This is a genomic window from Caballeronia sp. LjRoot34 (genome assembly GCF_964253815.1).
Classification (GTDB): domain Bacteria; phylum Pseudomonadota; class Gammaproteobacteria; order Burkholderiales; family Burkholderiaceae; genus Caballeronia.
This window is the reverse complement of sequence record NZ_CAXUSB020000002.1, coordinates 2,134,496-2,149,810: the sequence shown is the minus strand read 5'-3', so window position 1 is coordinate 2,149,810 and position 15,315 is coordinate 2,134,496. Positions and strand designations below refer to the sequence as shown.

Here is a 15,315-nt window from a genome sequence, read left to right as displayed (position 1 = left end):
CTGAAGCACCGTCCGTGGCACGCATGCATCGGTTAGCGGGCGTGCCACGGACATTTGCAGGAGACAAATATGAATCAGCCCACTCTACCGGCGGCGGCCCCAGCCCCGGCTCGCAAGCGGCAGCAAGGCGGCCACGCGATGGCGCCGGCGCTCCCACGGCTCGGGCTGCTCGCGCTGCTGGTTATCGCCGGCTATCTGATCAATCCGCGCTTCGTCAGTAGCGACAATCTGCGGATCGTGCTGCTGGCGGTATCGACCGTAGGCGTAATGGGGCTCGGCATGACTCTGGTGCTGCTGGCAGGCGAAATCGACCTGTCGGTAGGCGGTATCGCCGTGCTGGCCGGGGTGGTCGGCGGGCAGTTCGTGCCCGGCGGATCGGTCGCCGCCGTGCTGGCGGCTACGCTGGTAACCGGCATCGGTCTTGGCCTGATCAACGGCCTGTGCGTCACCGTGTTGCGGGTGCCTTCGCTGATAGTCACACTCGGGTCGCTCGGCATTTCCCGCGCGCTGGCTAACTTGCTCTCGGGCGGCCAGGCCATCTTCCCGTCGAAGCTGGAGGGTTTCCTCTGGCTGGGACGCGGATCGATAGCTGGCGTTCCCGTGCCGATCCTCATCCTGATCGTGGCGGTCGTGCTCGCGCTGATTGCCACGCGCCACACCGTGTTTGGCCGCGCGCTCTACGCCGCAGGCGGCAATCCGCGCGCTGCGGCGCTTTCAGGCGTGAATGTCGACGGGATCAAGCTGCTCGTTTTCGCACTGAGCGGCGCTGCGGCCGCGCTCGCTGGCATGCTGGAAAGTGCCCGCCTTTCTTATATTGACCCGGCGGCGTTCAATGGCATCGAACTGAGCGTGATCGCGGTAGCGACGCTTGGCGGCGTATCGCTTGCCGGCGGCCGCGGCACGATAGGCGGCATGGTGGTAGCGGCATTGATTATCGGCGCCATGAACAATGCGCTCAACATGCTGGGCATGAGCAGCTATTTGCAGCAGATCGTCACCGCCGGCGTCATTCTCGCCGTGGTGCTTCCGGATAGCCTGCAGCGCAAGGAGCGTGAAGCATGAGCAGCATTCTCGATACCGAACGCCGCGCCGCGCGCCGTTCCCTCGGACTGCCGGTAAGGCAGACGGCGCGGGCGGTTATCGCGCAGCCTCTGATCTGGCTGCTGGTTGCGTTGCTCGTGCTGGCGTATTTCACATCGGAGTATTTTTTCAGCCCCGCCAACCTCGACACGCTGATGCGTGATGTCGCGGTGTTCGGATTTCTCGCGATGGGCATGACCCTCGTGCTGCTGACCGGACGCATCGACCTGTCGGTGGCGGCCGTGATGATTTTCAGTGTGATTGGCGCGATCCAGTTGATGTCCCTGATCGGCGCACAGTTCGATATCCGCATGATCGCCCGCGGTGGGACGTATGTCGGGCCCGCGTTGCCGCTGATCGGACTCACACTCTTGCTCGGCGCGCTCGCGGGTCTCGTCAACGGCGTGGGCGTTGCCTACGGGCGGGTCGCGCCGTTCGTCATGACATTGGTGAGCCTGAGCGCGCTGCGCGGGTTGAGTTACACGCTGACCAACGGTCACGCATTCTATGTGCGTTCAGACGCGTACCAATGGCTTGGCGAAGCGCATCTTCTAGGCATTCCGCTTGGCACGGTCGCCTATTTCGTGCTTTTCCTGGTGCTCGCGTGGCTGCTTCACATGCACGTGATCGGAAAGCGCATTTATGCGATTGGCGGCGATGAAAAGACGGCGCGCTTCGCCGGCATCAACGTGCGCGGGTGGATCGTGCTGGTCTATGTCGCAAGCGGTCTTTGCGCTGCCTGCGCCGGCGTATTGTTCACTTCGCGGCTCATGTCGGTCGACGCACCGCTCGCCAATGGCTATGAGCTCAATGCGATCGCGATTGCTGTGCTCGGCGGTACGAGCCTCGCGGGCGGCTACGGCTCGCCGTTCCGCACGCTGTGCGGCGGTCTTATCTTTGCGATCGGCCTGAGCCTCCTGAACATGTGGGGTGTCGGCGCGTGGTACCAGAACCTGATCGTGGGCGTGGTGCTGATCGTGGCGGTGGCGCTGGTTCAATGGCTGCGGCGCGGCGCACGCTAGGAACCCGTCCAGCGGTGGAGCTGGTCTAAACAACAACTTAAGGAGACGAAACATGGCGGCGAATCTCACCCTCGGCATCGATATTGGCACGACCAACGTCAAGGCGACGATCCTGGATACGGACACCGGCAGGATCGTCGCGCACGCGTCGCGTGAGCATCCGCTGTTCCATCCCCGGCCGGGTTGGGCGGAACAGGAAGCTGACAACTACTGGGGCGCGGTGAGCGCGGCTATCCGCGCGTGCCTGGAGCAGGGTGCGTTCGCCGACGCCATTCGCGGCGTGGCCATGTCGGGCCTGGTGGGCGTCACGCTGCCTGTGGATCAGAACGGCAAGCCGTTGCGTCCCGCACCGATCTGGATGGACGCGCGCTCGGAGCGCGAATGCGCCGAGATTCGGGAACGTGTGGGCGAGGAAACCATCAACCGGAATAACGGCAACCGGATCGCGCCGTGGTTTATCGAGCCGAAGGCGCTCTGGATCAAAAAGCACGAGCCGCACATTTTCAACGCGACGCATAAATTCGTCTCGCCGACGGGCTATTGCACGTTCAAGATGACCGGTACATTTTCGATAAATACAGGGGATGCGGGCCTGTTTTATCCCTACGACTACCGGCGCGAGTGCTGGAACGAAGACGTTGCGGCAGCGATTGGCATTCCTATCGATAAATATCCGCGCATCTACCGTTCGCACGAAGTGGTAGGCGAGGTGACGCGCCAGGCAGCGGCCGAAACCGGCTTGCGTGCCGGCACGCCGGTTGTAGCGGGCGGCACTGATATCAGCTCGGCGGCACTTGGTGCGGGCGTGACCGAAGCGGGCCAGGCGTATTACTCGATGGGCACCGGCTCGAATCTCGGCATCATGATTCCGACAGAACAGGAGGTCGACGAATTCCGCATCCTGAAGTGGCCGCACGTCCTGCCCGGCCTCACGATGTTCGACGCGCCCATGGCGTTCACCGGCGCCTCGCTCAAGTGGTTCCGCGATCAGTTCGGCGATTACGAATGGAGGCTGGCCGAACGTATCGGTCAGAATGTGTTCGACCTCTTCACGGCCGAGGCCGCGCGCATTGCGCCCTGCGCCGACGGCCTGCTGTATTTGCCTTACCTTGGCAACTCGCTCGCCCCCAACTGGAATTCGAACGCGTGCGGCACGTTTTTTGGTGTGCGCCCCGACACCACGCGAGGCCATTTCATTCGTGCGCTCGTAGAGGGTGTGGCGTTCGACCTCTATTCGAACGTGAAGATCGCGCAGCAGGCGGGCGTCAAGCTCGACAGCCTGATCCTCAATGGCGGTCCGGCCAAGAGCCGCCTGTGGACGCAGATCACCGCGAACGTGGTCAACCTGCCGCTGGCCATTCCCGATATTGGCGAGGCGGCGCCATTTGGCGATGCGATTCTGGCGGGTGTCGGCGCGGGCATTTACCCGGACCCGGTGACGCCGGTCAAGGCGATAGTCAGGATTCGGGAAACGATCGAACCAGACGCGAAAATCCACGAACGATATGACGAATTTTTCGGGCTCTGGGGTCAGGTCTACGAGAACCTGCGCGGTTCGATGGACGATCATCGCGCGCTGCTTGAGCGCTATCGGATCGGACAGGAGCATTGATCGATGGAACCGCTCATGTCCACGTCCACTCAGCCGCCGCCGCTCCTCGAGGTCGCGGGCATCCGCAAGCAGTTCGGAAGCGTCGTCGCTCTGGATGAAGTCAGTTTCGACATTCGTGCAGGCGAGGTGCACGCGCTCGTGGGCGAGAACGGCGCGGGCAAGTCGACCCTGCTCGCGATCATGAATGGTCTGCAGCGCCCGGACCATGGCGAAATGCGCCTCGATGGCATGGCGCTGACGCTCGACGGGCCTGCGGCGGCACGTAACAACGGTGTTGTGCTCGTGCATCAGGAACTCGCGTTGTGCCCGAACATGACGGTCGCGGAGAATATCTTTCTTGGCAACGAACCACGTTCGCGGCTCGGCAATATCGACACCGAGCAGATGGAAGAGAGTGCCCGGCAGTTGCTGAGCATGATGCACGTTGCGATCGATTGCAGGGCGCACGTGTCGTCTTTGGGCCTGAGCCAGCAGCAACTCGTGGAAATCTGCAAGGCGCTTGCGTCAAAGCCGCGCTTGCTGATTCTCGACGAACCGACGGCCTCCCTCACGAGCGAGCACGTTGATACGTTGCTCGGCATGCTCGATCGTCTGCGCACGGCAGGTCTGGGCATCATATATGTGTCACACCGGCTTGAAGAAGTGCTGCGCATCGCGGATCGCATCACCGTGCTGCGCGACGGCAAGTCTGTCGCGCGCTTCAGCGCGGCCGGCACGACACCCGAGCAACTGGTTCAGGCGATGGTCGGCCGCGAACTCGGCGAGCGCTTTCCACCGCGCCGTGCTCGTGCGCCCGGCGCCTTGCTGCTCGAAGTGGATCGGCTCGGCGCGAAAGGGCGTTTCAGCGAAGTGTCGCTCGAGCTGCGGGAGGGGGAGATTGTAGGGATCGCGGGCCTGCTCGGATGCGAACGGGAGTCGGTAATTCGCGCCCTGTTCGGCTTGCAGCGCGTGGATCACGGTGAGATCCGCATCGGCGGCGTGGTCCGCAAGCTGACTACGCCACGGCGCGCGGTGGGTTACGGACTCGCGTACCTGCCGGCCGATCGCAAGGCGGAAGGCCTCGTTCCGACCATGTCCGTGCATGACAACCTCGCGCTCACGACTTTGCGGCGCCTGACGCGCGTCGGGCTGGTGTCGCGGCGGCGGCGCGACCTGCTCAGCCGGGGCCTGATCGAACGGCTCGCGATCAAGGCGAAGGACCCGAACCGCGGCGTGGTCAATTTGTCCGGCGGTAATCAGCAGAAGGTCGTTCTCGGCAAGTGGCTGGCACGCGACGCACGGCTTTTTGTTGTCGAGGAGCCCACGCGCGGGGTCGACGTGGGTGGCAAGCCGCAGATCTGGGAGGCGCTGCAATCGGTCACGGATGAAGGCAAGGGCATCTTGCTCGTATCGAGCGAATTGCCTGAATTGATGGCGCTATGCGACCGCATCGTGGTCATGAGCCGCGGGCGCGTAACGGGTCACTTCGCGCGCGCGGATTTCGACGCCGAGGCCATCGCGCATTGTGCCGTGAGCGCGGTGCAGGCGATCTGAGCGCCGTGCCCCAGCTTCATCAATGGGTGCGTTCAAACAATGAATTGGTCAGAAAGCAAGCCGATCCCTACGATGACATCAATGGCGCCGGATGCGTTGAACGCAGCCGGCGGAATCGAAATCAAATGTCTCGCGGGTGGATGAATGACAACCGATGGATTGAACGCAAACAGACTGGGCAGTGAGGAATGGCCGCTGACCGGCGGAGCCATGGTGCCGAAGAAGAGCCTCAAGGCCCTGCGCGAACGCAGCAACGTGCCCGGCTTGCTGCATCTGGCGGCTCACCTCGGCACGCTGTTGTTCACGGGTTGCCTGATTTATTTGTCGTTGGGAACGCTCTGGGTCATTCCTGCAACCGTGCTGCATGGCGCGATCATCGTGCTGCTGTTTGCACCCTTGCATGAGTGCTCGCACGGCACCGCGTTTCGCTCGCGCTGGCTCAACACGGCAGTGGGCATGTTCGCAGCGGTAGTGAGCATGCGGCCGTTCCTGTACTTCAAGTACCGGCATACGGCGCATCACACATACACGCAACATGAGCGTCTCGATCCGGACATCGTGCCGTTTCCATCGACACTTCGTGAGTACGTCTTGCTGATACTCGGCGCGTCGTTCTGGCCGAAAATGGTGGGGACTTATTGGCGTGGCCTTACCGGCCGGTTCACGGCGGTGGAGCGCAGTTTCATTCCGCAAAGCGATGTCGGCCGCGTCCGCCGCGAGATTGTCCTGACGCTTGCGCTATACCTCGTCGTCGCGGCGGTTTCCATCGCGCTCCATTCATGGGCTGTCGTGATCTATTGGCTTTTGCCGCGCTTTTTCGGCGAACCGGTGCTGCGGGCGATCCGCATGGCCGAGCATACCGGCGCCGACGAAAGTCCCGACCTCCTGGCCAACACCCGCACCACGCTCGCCAATCCGATTTTTCGCACGCTGTACTGGAACATGCCGTTTCATGCAGAGCATCACGTGGCGTCATCGGTGCCGTTTCATGCGCTGGCGCGGCTGCACAAGGAAATGCGTCCGCATCTCCACTGCGTTGCGAATGGCTATATAGAAGTGCATTCGCAGATCATCCGGGAAATCATGGTCCGCCGGCGCTTTGCGCGGCAATCGTCAACGGGCGGTTCGGCATGACAGTGAACCTGCCTCAGTCAGTTGTCATCGTCGGCGCGGGACATGCGGGCGGCCGCGCCGCAATCAATCTTCGCCAGTTGGGTTTTGCCGGACGCATTACAGTCCTCGGCGACGAGATGCACCCGCCTTATGAACGGCCGCCGTTGTCGAAAGAGGTTCTGACCGGCATCGCGCCGGCGCAGTCGACGCATCTCGTTGCTTCTGGCGAGTGGGATGCCCTCGACGTAAAGCTGGCACTCGGCGATGCGGTTGTCGAAGTCGATCGTGGTCGCGGTGCGGTCCGGCTGGCGAGCAGTGAAGTCGTTCCGTACGACGCGCTGATTCTCGCAACCGGCGCGCGCGCGCGGGCGTTTCCGGGCAAGGTCGATGCCGGGGCGCCCGTGCATACGCTTCGCACGCTTGCCGATGCAGCCGCGCTCGCGCCTCGCTTGCTTCGCGGCGCGCGCGTTGCCGTGCTCGGCGCGGGTTTTATCGGACTGGAAGTTGCGTCGAGTGCGGTACAACTGGGCGCGCGCGTAACGGTGATCGAAGCGGCCGAGCGGCCGCTTATGCGCCTGTTGCCCACCGGTTTCGCCGAGTGGATAACGTCGCTCCACGCTGGCAACGGCGTCGATTTGCGTTTCGACACCCGCGTGACGCGCTTGCGTGCCAATGGGATCGAGATGGAACACGGCGCAGGGGTCGCGGCCGACGTGATCGTGGTCGGGATCGGGGCTCAGCCAAACGACGAACTGGCGTCTCAGGCGGGGCTGGCGGTGGAAAACGGCGTGCTTGTCGACGGCGAGTGCCGTACGCACGACCCGCACATTTTTGCGATCGGCGACGTGGCGCGTTTGCGCGCGACGCATACGCAAGCGACATCGCGGATCGAATCGTGGCGCAAGGCCGAGGACGATGCCCACACAGTGGCTGCCGCGCTGTGCGGTGCGCAAACCAGGCCTCGCGATGTCCCATGGTTCTGGACCGACCAGTTCGGGCGCAACATCCAGTTGGCAGGCGAGCCGTCAGACCGCTATGCATCCGTGCTGCGTGGTAACCCCGGCCAGGGTTCGTTCGTGATCTATTACCTGGAAGGTAATGCGCTGCGTGGCGTGATCGGGGTGGATTGCGGACGCGATGTGCGCGCGGCCCAAAAGCTGATTCAAAGCTGTGCCGACATCGATCCTGCGGCCCTTCCCACACCGAAAGTGAAGGCAGCGAAAGCCGAATCCCGCCCCGCTTGATAACCACTCCCACCGAACGCCGATGATAAAAAGTCTTGCCGCCATTTGCGTGGCGCCCCATTTGCCTTTCGTCATCGATGAAATATGGGTGGACGGACCGCGAACGGGCGAAGTCCTGGTCGAAATAGCCGCGACCGGTTTGTGTCACACGGACCTTACCGCGATCGAGGGCAGCAATTCGAGTTGCGTGTATCCCGCGGTGCTGGGACACGAAGGCGCGGGCCGGGTGATCGAGACCGGTCCTGGCGTCAGCACGCTACGCGCCGGCGATCATGTCATTCCGCTCTACGGCCCGGAATGCGGCGTCTGCAAAATGTGCCTGAGCCGGCGCACGAACCTGTGCTGGTCGATCAAGCCGACGCGCGATCGGGGCGTCATGCCCGATGGTTCACCGCGCTTTCAATGGCAGGGCGAGCCATTGCACCATTTCATGGGAACATCGACATTCTCGCGCTATACCGTTGTACCCGAGATCGCGCTTGCCAAAATTCGCAAGGACGCGCCGCTCGACACGGTTTGTCTGCTCGGTTGCGGCGTGACCACTGGCGTCGGGGCAGCGCTTGCCGATGTGCGCGAAGGCGATAACGTGGTCGTGTTCGGGCTGGGCGGTATCGGCGTGAATATCGTGCAGGGCGCGCGCATTGCCGGCGCGAATGCGATCATCGGCGTCGACCTGCATGCGTCGAAGGCGCAGATCGCCCGGGAGCTCGGGATGACGCATTACATCGATGCCAGCGCGGGCCGCGTTCTGGAAGAAATCCGCGACCTGTGCGACGGCGGCGCCGATGTCGCCTTCGAATGCACCGGCCATGTCGCCGTCATGCGCCAGGCGCTCGATTGCTGCCACGCCGGATGGGGCACTTGCGTGCTGCTGGGCGTTGAACCGCGCGATGCGCTCATGTCCGTGCCACCGGTCGCTGTGCGCTATGGGCGCACCGTGAAAGGGAGCTATTTTGGCGGTGTGCGCGGGCGCACGGGACTCGGGCGTATCGTCGATCTCTACATGGACGGTCAGATCGATATCGACCGGCTCGTCACGCACCGCCTGCCGTTCGATCAGATCAATCGCGGCTTCGAACTCATGGTTTCGGGGGAGTCGCTCAGAAGCGTGGTGTCATTCGAGTGACGATAGATCCCACGATAGACCCCGCAATCGAGTCGCAGTACTTTTTCTCCGCGCGGTATCCCGAGCGGCGGCACGTCTACGACGCGATCGACCGCTTGAGTGCCGACGTCCGCAGCACGCATGCATGTACCCTCGACGTCCCGTACGGTAGTCATCCGCTCGAGCGAGCAGATCTGTTCGCCGGCGAGGTCGACGCGCCGCTGCTTGTGTTCATCCATGGAGGCTATTGGCGCAGCATGGACAAGCGCTCGTTTGCGTTTGTCGCCAGGCCGTTCGTCAAGCTGGGTTATTCTGTCGCGGTGTTAAATTATCCGCTTGCGCCGGAGACGCTTTTGACGGGCATTGTCGCGAGCATCGGTCGAGCGCTCCACTGGCTGGACACAGCGGGGCGCGCTCAGTTGCCGCGCTTTTCGTCGATGGTGATCGCGGGACATTCGGCCGGTGGTCATCTTGCGGCATTGGCGGTTGCAACCTCGTTCGCTGCGCCGGCGGGACGGGGCTTACCTATCGCCGGATGTGCTTGTATCAGTGGAATTTTCGATCTTGAGCCTTTGATGAAAACCAGTCTCGCTCAGCAAATCTGCCTGACCCCGGCCGATGCCAAAGCACTTAGCCCGATCCGGCTAAGCCCCTTCGGCGGCTGGATGATCCTCGGTGTGGGTGCAGAGGAGACGACCGGCTTTATCGACTCGCAAACCCGGCGCTTTGCTGCGTACCGCGCCTCACGTAGTCTCGACACGACTGTCACAATGCTGCCCGCCCGCAATCACTACACGGTACTGATGGACCTTACTCGCGATGATGGCCTTGTCCTGAGTGCCATCGATGCGCGCATGAGCCGCACGGGATGCAAACCCGCATGACGCCGGAACGACCGCGCGAGCGCAAACTCGCCTTCGTCAACTTCAACCAGTTGCGGTCCTTTTATGCCGTCGCCCAGGAGATGAGCTTTACGAAGGCGGCATTGCTGCTTCACATTGGCCAGCCGACCCTGACCGTGCAGGTCAAGCAGTTGGAGGAGAACTACGGCGTCGAACTATTCATTCGCTCTCCAAAGGGATTGCAGCTAAGTGAAACCGGAATGGCCCTGTTCGCGGTCGCGCGGCAGATATTCGAGCTCGAGGAACAAGCGGTCGATCTGCTCTGCTCGACCGGCGAAGCCGTGTCCGGATCTATTCGGATTGGGACAGTCGGGCCTTTCTTCGTGATGAAACTGCTCGCGAAGTTCACGCAACGGTATCCGCTGGTTCAGGTTTCCATCGATAGCGACAATTCCGATGGCGTGCTCAGGAAGATCCTGGATTCGAGCACGGATGTCGCGATCACCGGCAGTATTGTCAACGACGCCCGGCTTTACTCGCGCCATCTTGGCTCCCATGAGATCCTCGTCTTCGTCAATTCTTCTCATCCGTGGGCGCTGCTGGACAGCATCAAGCTGGCGCAACTCGACGGTCAGCGAATGATCATGCGCGAGCGGGGATCGATGACACGGACTGCGCTCGAAAAGGAGCTGACGCAACATCGCGTGCACCCGAAAGTTGTCATGGAGGTATCGCGCGATGCAGTGCGGGAAGCGGTGATGGAGGGGCTGGGCATTGGCATAGTGTCTCAGGCGGAATATCGTCCCCATGACAACCTGCATGTCCTGCACATTTCAGATTACAAGAGCTTCACGCATTCTTATGTCGTCTGTTTGCGTTCGAGAAGAGGCGCGAAGACTATTGCTGCTTTTACGGATCTCGCAGAATCGAGCGTGGACGGAAGCGTTAAATCCCCAGCGGTATTGAAAGCCGCCGACCTGGGATAGCGCAACTCACGTCAAGCCTGCGCTGTGACGGGGTGCCACCCTGGAACTGAAGAGGGAGGACTCCGACGCGTACGTACATGTTGAACAGCGCTGGCAAATGGTGCCGGCAAACGGTGCCGGCAAACGGTCCTGGACTTTGTACTTCAAACGTTCTTCCTGAACCGGACGGTGCCAGATTTTATCTGGCACCGATTCCGGCGCCTGGTTCCTGTTCTGCCCGCATTGCAGCAGCATGCTAGAGCACGTTCTGCCCTTTTTCTCGCGGCCCTGGCGCCCCATTCAGCCCATGGTCCGGGTGTCTTTGCTCGCCGGCCGGCGATCCGGTCTTGATCCGGCTCGCCGCCAGTACCCCTGCGACCACGCACAGCGCGATGAAATACCATCCGTTGCTGTAGTCCTTCTTTCCGAGGGCATCGACAGTGACAAGAATCGCGAAGATTTTTGCGGAGAACGCCGCGACGAAATAGCCCGCGCCGTTCATGAAGCCCATCGCCTTGCCATACACCTCCGGCGTGAAAATTTCGGCAGGCAATGCGAGGAACGGTCCCCACGCCATGTTGCCGAAGAATCCCATGCCGCAAAGCGCGATAGTCAGCAGCAATTGATTGGCATGCTGCAATGAGCCGAGCAAAACCACGAACGGAGCGAGGCCGATAAAGCACGCAAGGATCATGATCTTGCGGTTGCCGTGAAAGACTTTATCGGAGAGATAGGACGATACGAAGCTGCCCACCGCACCCGCGAGAAAATAGAGTCCGCTCCACCAGCCCATGGTTTGCAGCTTGAAACCGAAGGTGTCCGAGAGATAAAGCGGGATCCAGGTGAGTGCGCCGTACAACGTGATCTGCATCACGATATCGACAAAAACAACCGCTACGTAGGTCTTGTTCTTGAACAGGTCGAGAAAGCTCACCGCGCCGTTGCGCATGATGTCCTGCTGCGCGTTGCGATATTCACCGCGCTTGATGGTGCCGGAAGCGATCTCGTCGCGGTAAGCATATTCCAGCTCTTCTTCCGTGATCTTCTTGTACTGCTCGGGGCGATCGAACACGAAGAGCAGAATCATCGCGAGCGGGACGACACCCAACGCGCCCGTGACCACGAATACGATCCGCCAGCTGTTCGCATGCGCGGCGAACTGGGTCGCCACCACGCTTGCCCACGCGGGCGTGAGAATCCAGGCCCACGCCAGGATAGTCTGCGCGCGCGCCCGGCCTTCCTTGTTGAACCAGCGCATCAGAATACGCGCCGACGGCACGTATTCAGTTCCCACCAGCATGCCGAACAACGCCATGCGCAAGAGGTATTCGTTGCGGGTCTGGATCGCGCCCATGTACATGGTCATCACCGACCACGCGACCACCGAAAACACCAGGATGCGCTTCGGTCCGAACTTGTCCGTGAGGAGGCCCGACACATATTGCGACGGCCCGTAGAACAGCAGCATCAGGAATGCGCCCGTGCCGATATCACCGGTGCTGAGGCCGATATCGTGCGCAATCATCGGGTTCAGGACGCTGCTTTTTACCCGGTCAAGGTACTGGATGCTGTAGGCAACAAATAGAACGATGGCAATGATCCACCGGTACGGAATGCGCGGCCTCATAAGGCTGTCTCCTAAGTCGAAATGATCTTGTATGTTGGTAGTATGTCAGTGACATGTTGACAGAATATGATGTTGTTGCTTAGAGTGTCAACCAGAAAACGAACCTTGGATGGAGGAGATTCATGACTCGAACGATCGTTTTGGAGACGCGCGACGTCCGTCCGGTCGAGACTATCGAAGCGGATGTATTCGTTGCGGGCGGCGGCGCGGCGGGCCTCGCAGCGGCGGTAACGGCGGCACGGCAGGGCTGCCGGGTCGTGCTGGCGGAGCGCTACGGGTTCTGCGGAGGTGGTGCGGTCGCGGGCCTGTCGGGCACGGTGTGCGGCCTGTACGAAGCCAGCAATGGAGACGCGCCGCCCAACCAGCTGGTGCATGGATTCGTCGATGAATTCATCGCGATGATGCATGCGCGGGGCGGCCTTGGCGATCCGGTGAAATACGGCAAGACCTATACGGTGGTCCACGATCCGCTGGTATGGCGCGAGGTAGCGGATGCGCTGCTGCGCGAAGCCGGTATTACCGTGATTTATCACGCGACGGTGACGGAAGTCGTGCTGGATGAAGGTCGCGTCGCCGGTGCGCAGATTTATACAAAGAGCGGCAAGGTGCGGGTACTGGCTCCCATCACGATCGACGCCAGCGGCGACGCCGACCTGGTCACCATGGCGGGCTGGCCGACCTCGATGGGGGACAACGGTCACGTTCAGAATCCGACCATGATCTTTCGCCTCGGCGGTGTGGACGTGGAGCGGTTTCTCAGCGCGTACGGCCACGACACGATCATGCCGCCCGAGATATCGGTGCAGCTCGTGGAGGCGAATGGCCGCGGCTATACGCTGCCGCGCGCCAAGATCTGGCTGTTCCCTACACCGCGTCCGGGCGAACTGCTTTGCAATTGCACGCGTATCACGGGCGCCGATGGCCGCGAGCTCAACTCCATGATCCATCGGGATTTCACGGAAGCGGAGTTCGAAGGGCGCCTGCAAGTGCGTGAGTATGCGTGCTTCTTCCGCGACCATCTGGCGGGATGCGAGACGAGCTGGGTCAACGACACCGGCGTGCAGGTCGGCATCCGACAAAGCCGTCAGGCGCTCGGCGTGCAGACGCTGCTCAACGCCGACATTCTCGCGGGCAAGAAATTCGCCGATGGCATCGCGCGTTCACCGTGGCCAATCGAGCTGCATAGCGGCAGCCGGCCGCGCGTCGAGTGGCTGCTCAACGATTACTACGAAGTCCCGTTCGGCTGTTTCGTGCCGCAGCAAGGCGACGGGCTGCTGACGGCGGGGCGATGTTTATCGGCCGAACACGAAGCGGTGGCGTCCGCGCGCGTCACGGCGCAGTGCTTTTCCTATGGTCACGCAATCGGCCACGCCGCGGCGCTGGCTGTCAACGAACACATTCCGGTGAGCAGGCTGGCAGGTCGCGATATCCGCTTGCTGCTTAACCGCGATGGCGCACAACTCGATTAAAGGAACTCCACAATGACTCAAAAATTGCGCAGTAATTTCACGCCGGGCACCACGCGCTGGGCCGTGCGCCGTTCGCAATGGCTGGCGATGGGCCTGACGGAAGCGGACTTCGAAAAACCGAAGATCGCGATCGTGAATTCATCGAGCAAATTGTCGGTGTGTTATCAGCATCTCGATGGCGTGTCGCAGGTTGTACAGGACGCGATTCGCGCAGCCGGCGGCGTGCCGCTGGAAATCCGCACGGTGGCGCCATCCGATTTCGTCACCAGCGCCGGCAAGCAGGGGCGCTACCTGATGCCCACGCGCGACTTGCTGGTCAACGACGTCGAGGTCCAGGTGGAAGGCGCCGAACTGGACGGCATGGTGCTGCTCGCTTCATGCGACAAGACCACGCCCGCGCAACTCATGGCCGCGGGGCGGCTGAATGTGCCGAGCATCATCGTCACGTGCGGGTTTCAACTGGGGTCTCAGTGCGGCGACCATCATGTCGATATTGAAGAGGTCTACAAGTCGGTCGGCGCGTACAAGGCGAAGAAGATCACGCTGCATGACCTGACCGAGATGACATGCCACGCGATCAAGGGGCCGGGCGTGTGCGCGGGCCTCGCCACCGCCAATTCCATGCATTGCATGGCGGAAGCGCTGGGAATGACGCTGCCGGGCAACGCGCCGATCCGCGCGGGCAGCGAAGCGCTCAATGACTACGCGGCACGCGCCGGCGTCGCGATCATGGATCTGGTCGCCCGGGATATCCGCCCGCGCCAGATCATGACGGCGGCGGCGTTTCGTAACGCGGTCCGGGTGGCGGTGGCAATCGGCGCCTCGGTCAATGTGATGCGCCATCTGCTGGCTGCCGCTATCGAGAGCGAGTGTGATGTGAATATCATCGGTGAATTCGAAGCAGCCGGCGCGCTGGTCGGGCAGATCACCAAGGTGCGTCCGAACGGACCCGACCGGATCGAGGATTTTGCGGCCGCCGGCGGCTGCGCCGGGGCGATGAAGCAACTGCAAAGCGTACTCGATACCTCGGTCATGACCGTGACGGGCAACAGTTTGCAAGCGAACCTGGACGCGCGTCCGGCGCCGGACGAAGCGGTTATCGCCAAGCTCGCGACGCCGTTTTTTGCTGAGCCGGGCCTGATCATCGTCAGGGGAAATCTTGCGCCGGACGGTTCGGTGGTCAAGCTCTCCGCCGTGCCGAAACACGTGCGGCGCTTTTCCGGACCCGCGACGGTATTCGAAGACGAGAACGATGCGATCGCGCAAATCGAGAAGAACGAGATCGCGGGCGGTTCGGTTGTGGTCCTGCGCATGATGGGACCGAAGGGCGGGCCGGGCACGGTGTTCGCTGCCAGCTTCATGGCGGCGCTGGTCGGCGCGGGGCTGGGAGACACCGTTGCCGTTGTGACTGACGGCGAGCTGTCGGGCTTGAACAGCGGCATTACCATCGGGCAGGTGATGCCGGAGGCGGCGGAGGGTGGTCCCTTGGCAGTGGTGCGAAACGGCGACATAATAACGATCGACCTCAACGAGAAATCGATGACTCTTGAAATCTCGGACGGCGAAATGGAGGCGCGCCTCACGGCGCTTCCGCCCCTGCGCGCAACGACTGAAAAGGGCTGGCTTTCCATGTACCAGCAACTGGTGCAGCCGCTTTCAAAAGGCGCGGTGCTCGGCAAGCGCTGATGGTCGCCGGCCGGGTC

At 62.1% G+C, this 15,315-nt stretch carries 12 protein-coding genes; 11 read left to right on the top strand and 1 reads right to left on the bottom strand.

The window, feature by feature from the left end; all coding sequences use genetic code 11:
• The first annotated feature begins 69 nt into the window (after positions 1 to 69).
• The 9 genes from ACSQ36_RS29125 (at position 70) to ACSQ36_RS29085 (ending at position 10,537) form a co-directional block, all read left to right on the top strand.
• A complete protein-coding gene (locus ACSQ36_RS29125) occupies positions 70 to 1,062 on the top strand; it encodes an ABC transporter permease (protein ID WP_213764559.1) in 993 nt (330 codons plus the stop codon).
• The gene (locus ACSQ36_RS29120; RefSeq protein WP_436184643.1) at positions 1,059 to 2,102 is read left to right on the top strand and encodes an ABC transporter permease; all 1,044 of its coding nucleotides are present in this window, start codon (positions 1,059 to 1,061) and stop codon (positions 2,100 to 2,102) included. Before ACSQ36_RS29125 ends, ACSQ36_RS29120 begins: the two co-directional genes overlap by 4 nt.
• A gap of 52 nt (positions 2,103 to 2,154) precedes the next feature.
• Positions 2,155 to 3,714 carry a xylulokinase gene (locus ACSQ36_RS29115; protein ID WP_213764561.1) on the top strand — a complete coding sequence of 520 codons (1,560 nt, stop codon included), beginning with the start codon at positions 2,155 to 2,157 and terminating at the stop codon, positions 3,712 to 3,714.
• A gap of 15 nt (positions 3,715 to 3,729) precedes the next feature.
• Positions 3,730 to 5,247 (top strand): sugar ABC transporter ATP-binding protein, encoded by a 1,518-nt coding sequence (locus ACSQ36_RS29110; RefSeq protein WP_213764562.1) that lies wholly within the window; start codon positions 3,730 to 3,732, stop codon positions 5,245 to 5,247.
• Positions 5,248 to 5,391: 144 nt separating this feature from the next.
• Positions 5,392 to 6,381: a fatty acid desaturase gene (locus ACSQ36_RS29105; protein ID WP_436184642.1), complete on the top strand. Its 990-nt coding sequence runs from the start codon at positions 5,392 to 5,394 to the stop codon at positions 6,379 to 6,381.
• Complete coding sequence (locus ACSQ36_RS29100; protein WP_436184641.1) at positions 6,378 to 7,604, top strand: NAD(P)/FAD-dependent oxidoreductase; 1,227 nt, start codon at positions 6,378 to 6,380, stop codon at positions 7,602 to 7,604. The genes ACSQ36_RS29105 and ACSQ36_RS29100 overlap by 4 nt, the downstream gene beginning before the upstream one ends.
• 25 nt (positions 7,605 to 7,629) lie before the next feature.
• Complete coding sequence (locus ACSQ36_RS29095) at positions 7,630 to 8,730, top strand: zinc-binding dehydrogenase (protein ID WP_436184969.1); 1,101 nt, start codon at positions 7,630 to 7,632, stop codon at positions 8,728 to 8,730.
• Positions 8,727 to 9,593: an alpha/beta hydrolase gene (locus tag ACSQ36_RS29090; protein ID WP_436184640.1), complete on the top strand. Its 867-nt coding sequence runs from the start codon at positions 8,727 to 8,729 to the stop codon at positions 9,591 to 9,593. Before ACSQ36_RS29095 ends, ACSQ36_RS29090 begins: the two co-directional genes overlap by 4 nt.
• Positions 9,590 to 10,537 carry a LysR substrate-binding domain-containing protein gene (locus ACSQ36_RS29085; protein ID WP_213764567.1) on the top strand — a complete coding sequence of 316 codons (948 nt, stop codon included), beginning with the start codon at positions 9,590 to 9,592 and terminating at the stop codon, positions 10,535 to 10,537. Before ACSQ36_RS29090 ends, ACSQ36_RS29085 begins: the two co-directional genes overlap by 4 nt.
• 235 nt (positions 10,538 to 10,772) lie before the next feature.
• Here ACSQ36_RS29085 and ACSQ36_RS29080 read toward each other — a convergent pair whose 3' ends face one another.
• The gene (locus ACSQ36_RS29080; RefSeq protein ID WP_213764568.1) at positions 10,773 to 12,143 is read right to left on the bottom strand and encodes an MFS transporter; all 1,371 of its coding nucleotides are present in this window, start codon (positions 12,141 to 12,143) and stop codon (positions 10,773 to 10,775) included.
• A 122-nt stretch (positions 12,144 to 12,265) separates the two neighbouring features.
• Between ACSQ36_RS29080 and ACSQ36_RS29075 the strand changes: the two genes are divergently transcribed.
• Positions 12,266 to 13,612, top strand: a complete 1,347-nt coding sequence (locus ACSQ36_RS29075) for an FAD-dependent oxidoreductase (protein WP_436184639.1) — start codon at positions 12,266 to 12,268, stop codon at positions 13,610 to 13,612.
• Between the two features lie 12 nt (positions 13,613 to 13,624).
• Positions 13,625 to 15,298 carry a dihydroxy-acid dehydratase gene (locus tag ACSQ36_RS29070; RefSeq protein WP_436184638.1) on the top strand — a complete coding sequence of 558 codons (1,674 nt, stop codon included), beginning with the start codon at positions 13,625 to 13,627 and terminating at the stop codon, positions 15,296 to 15,298.
• Positions 15,299 to 15,315 lie beyond the last annotated feature (17 nt).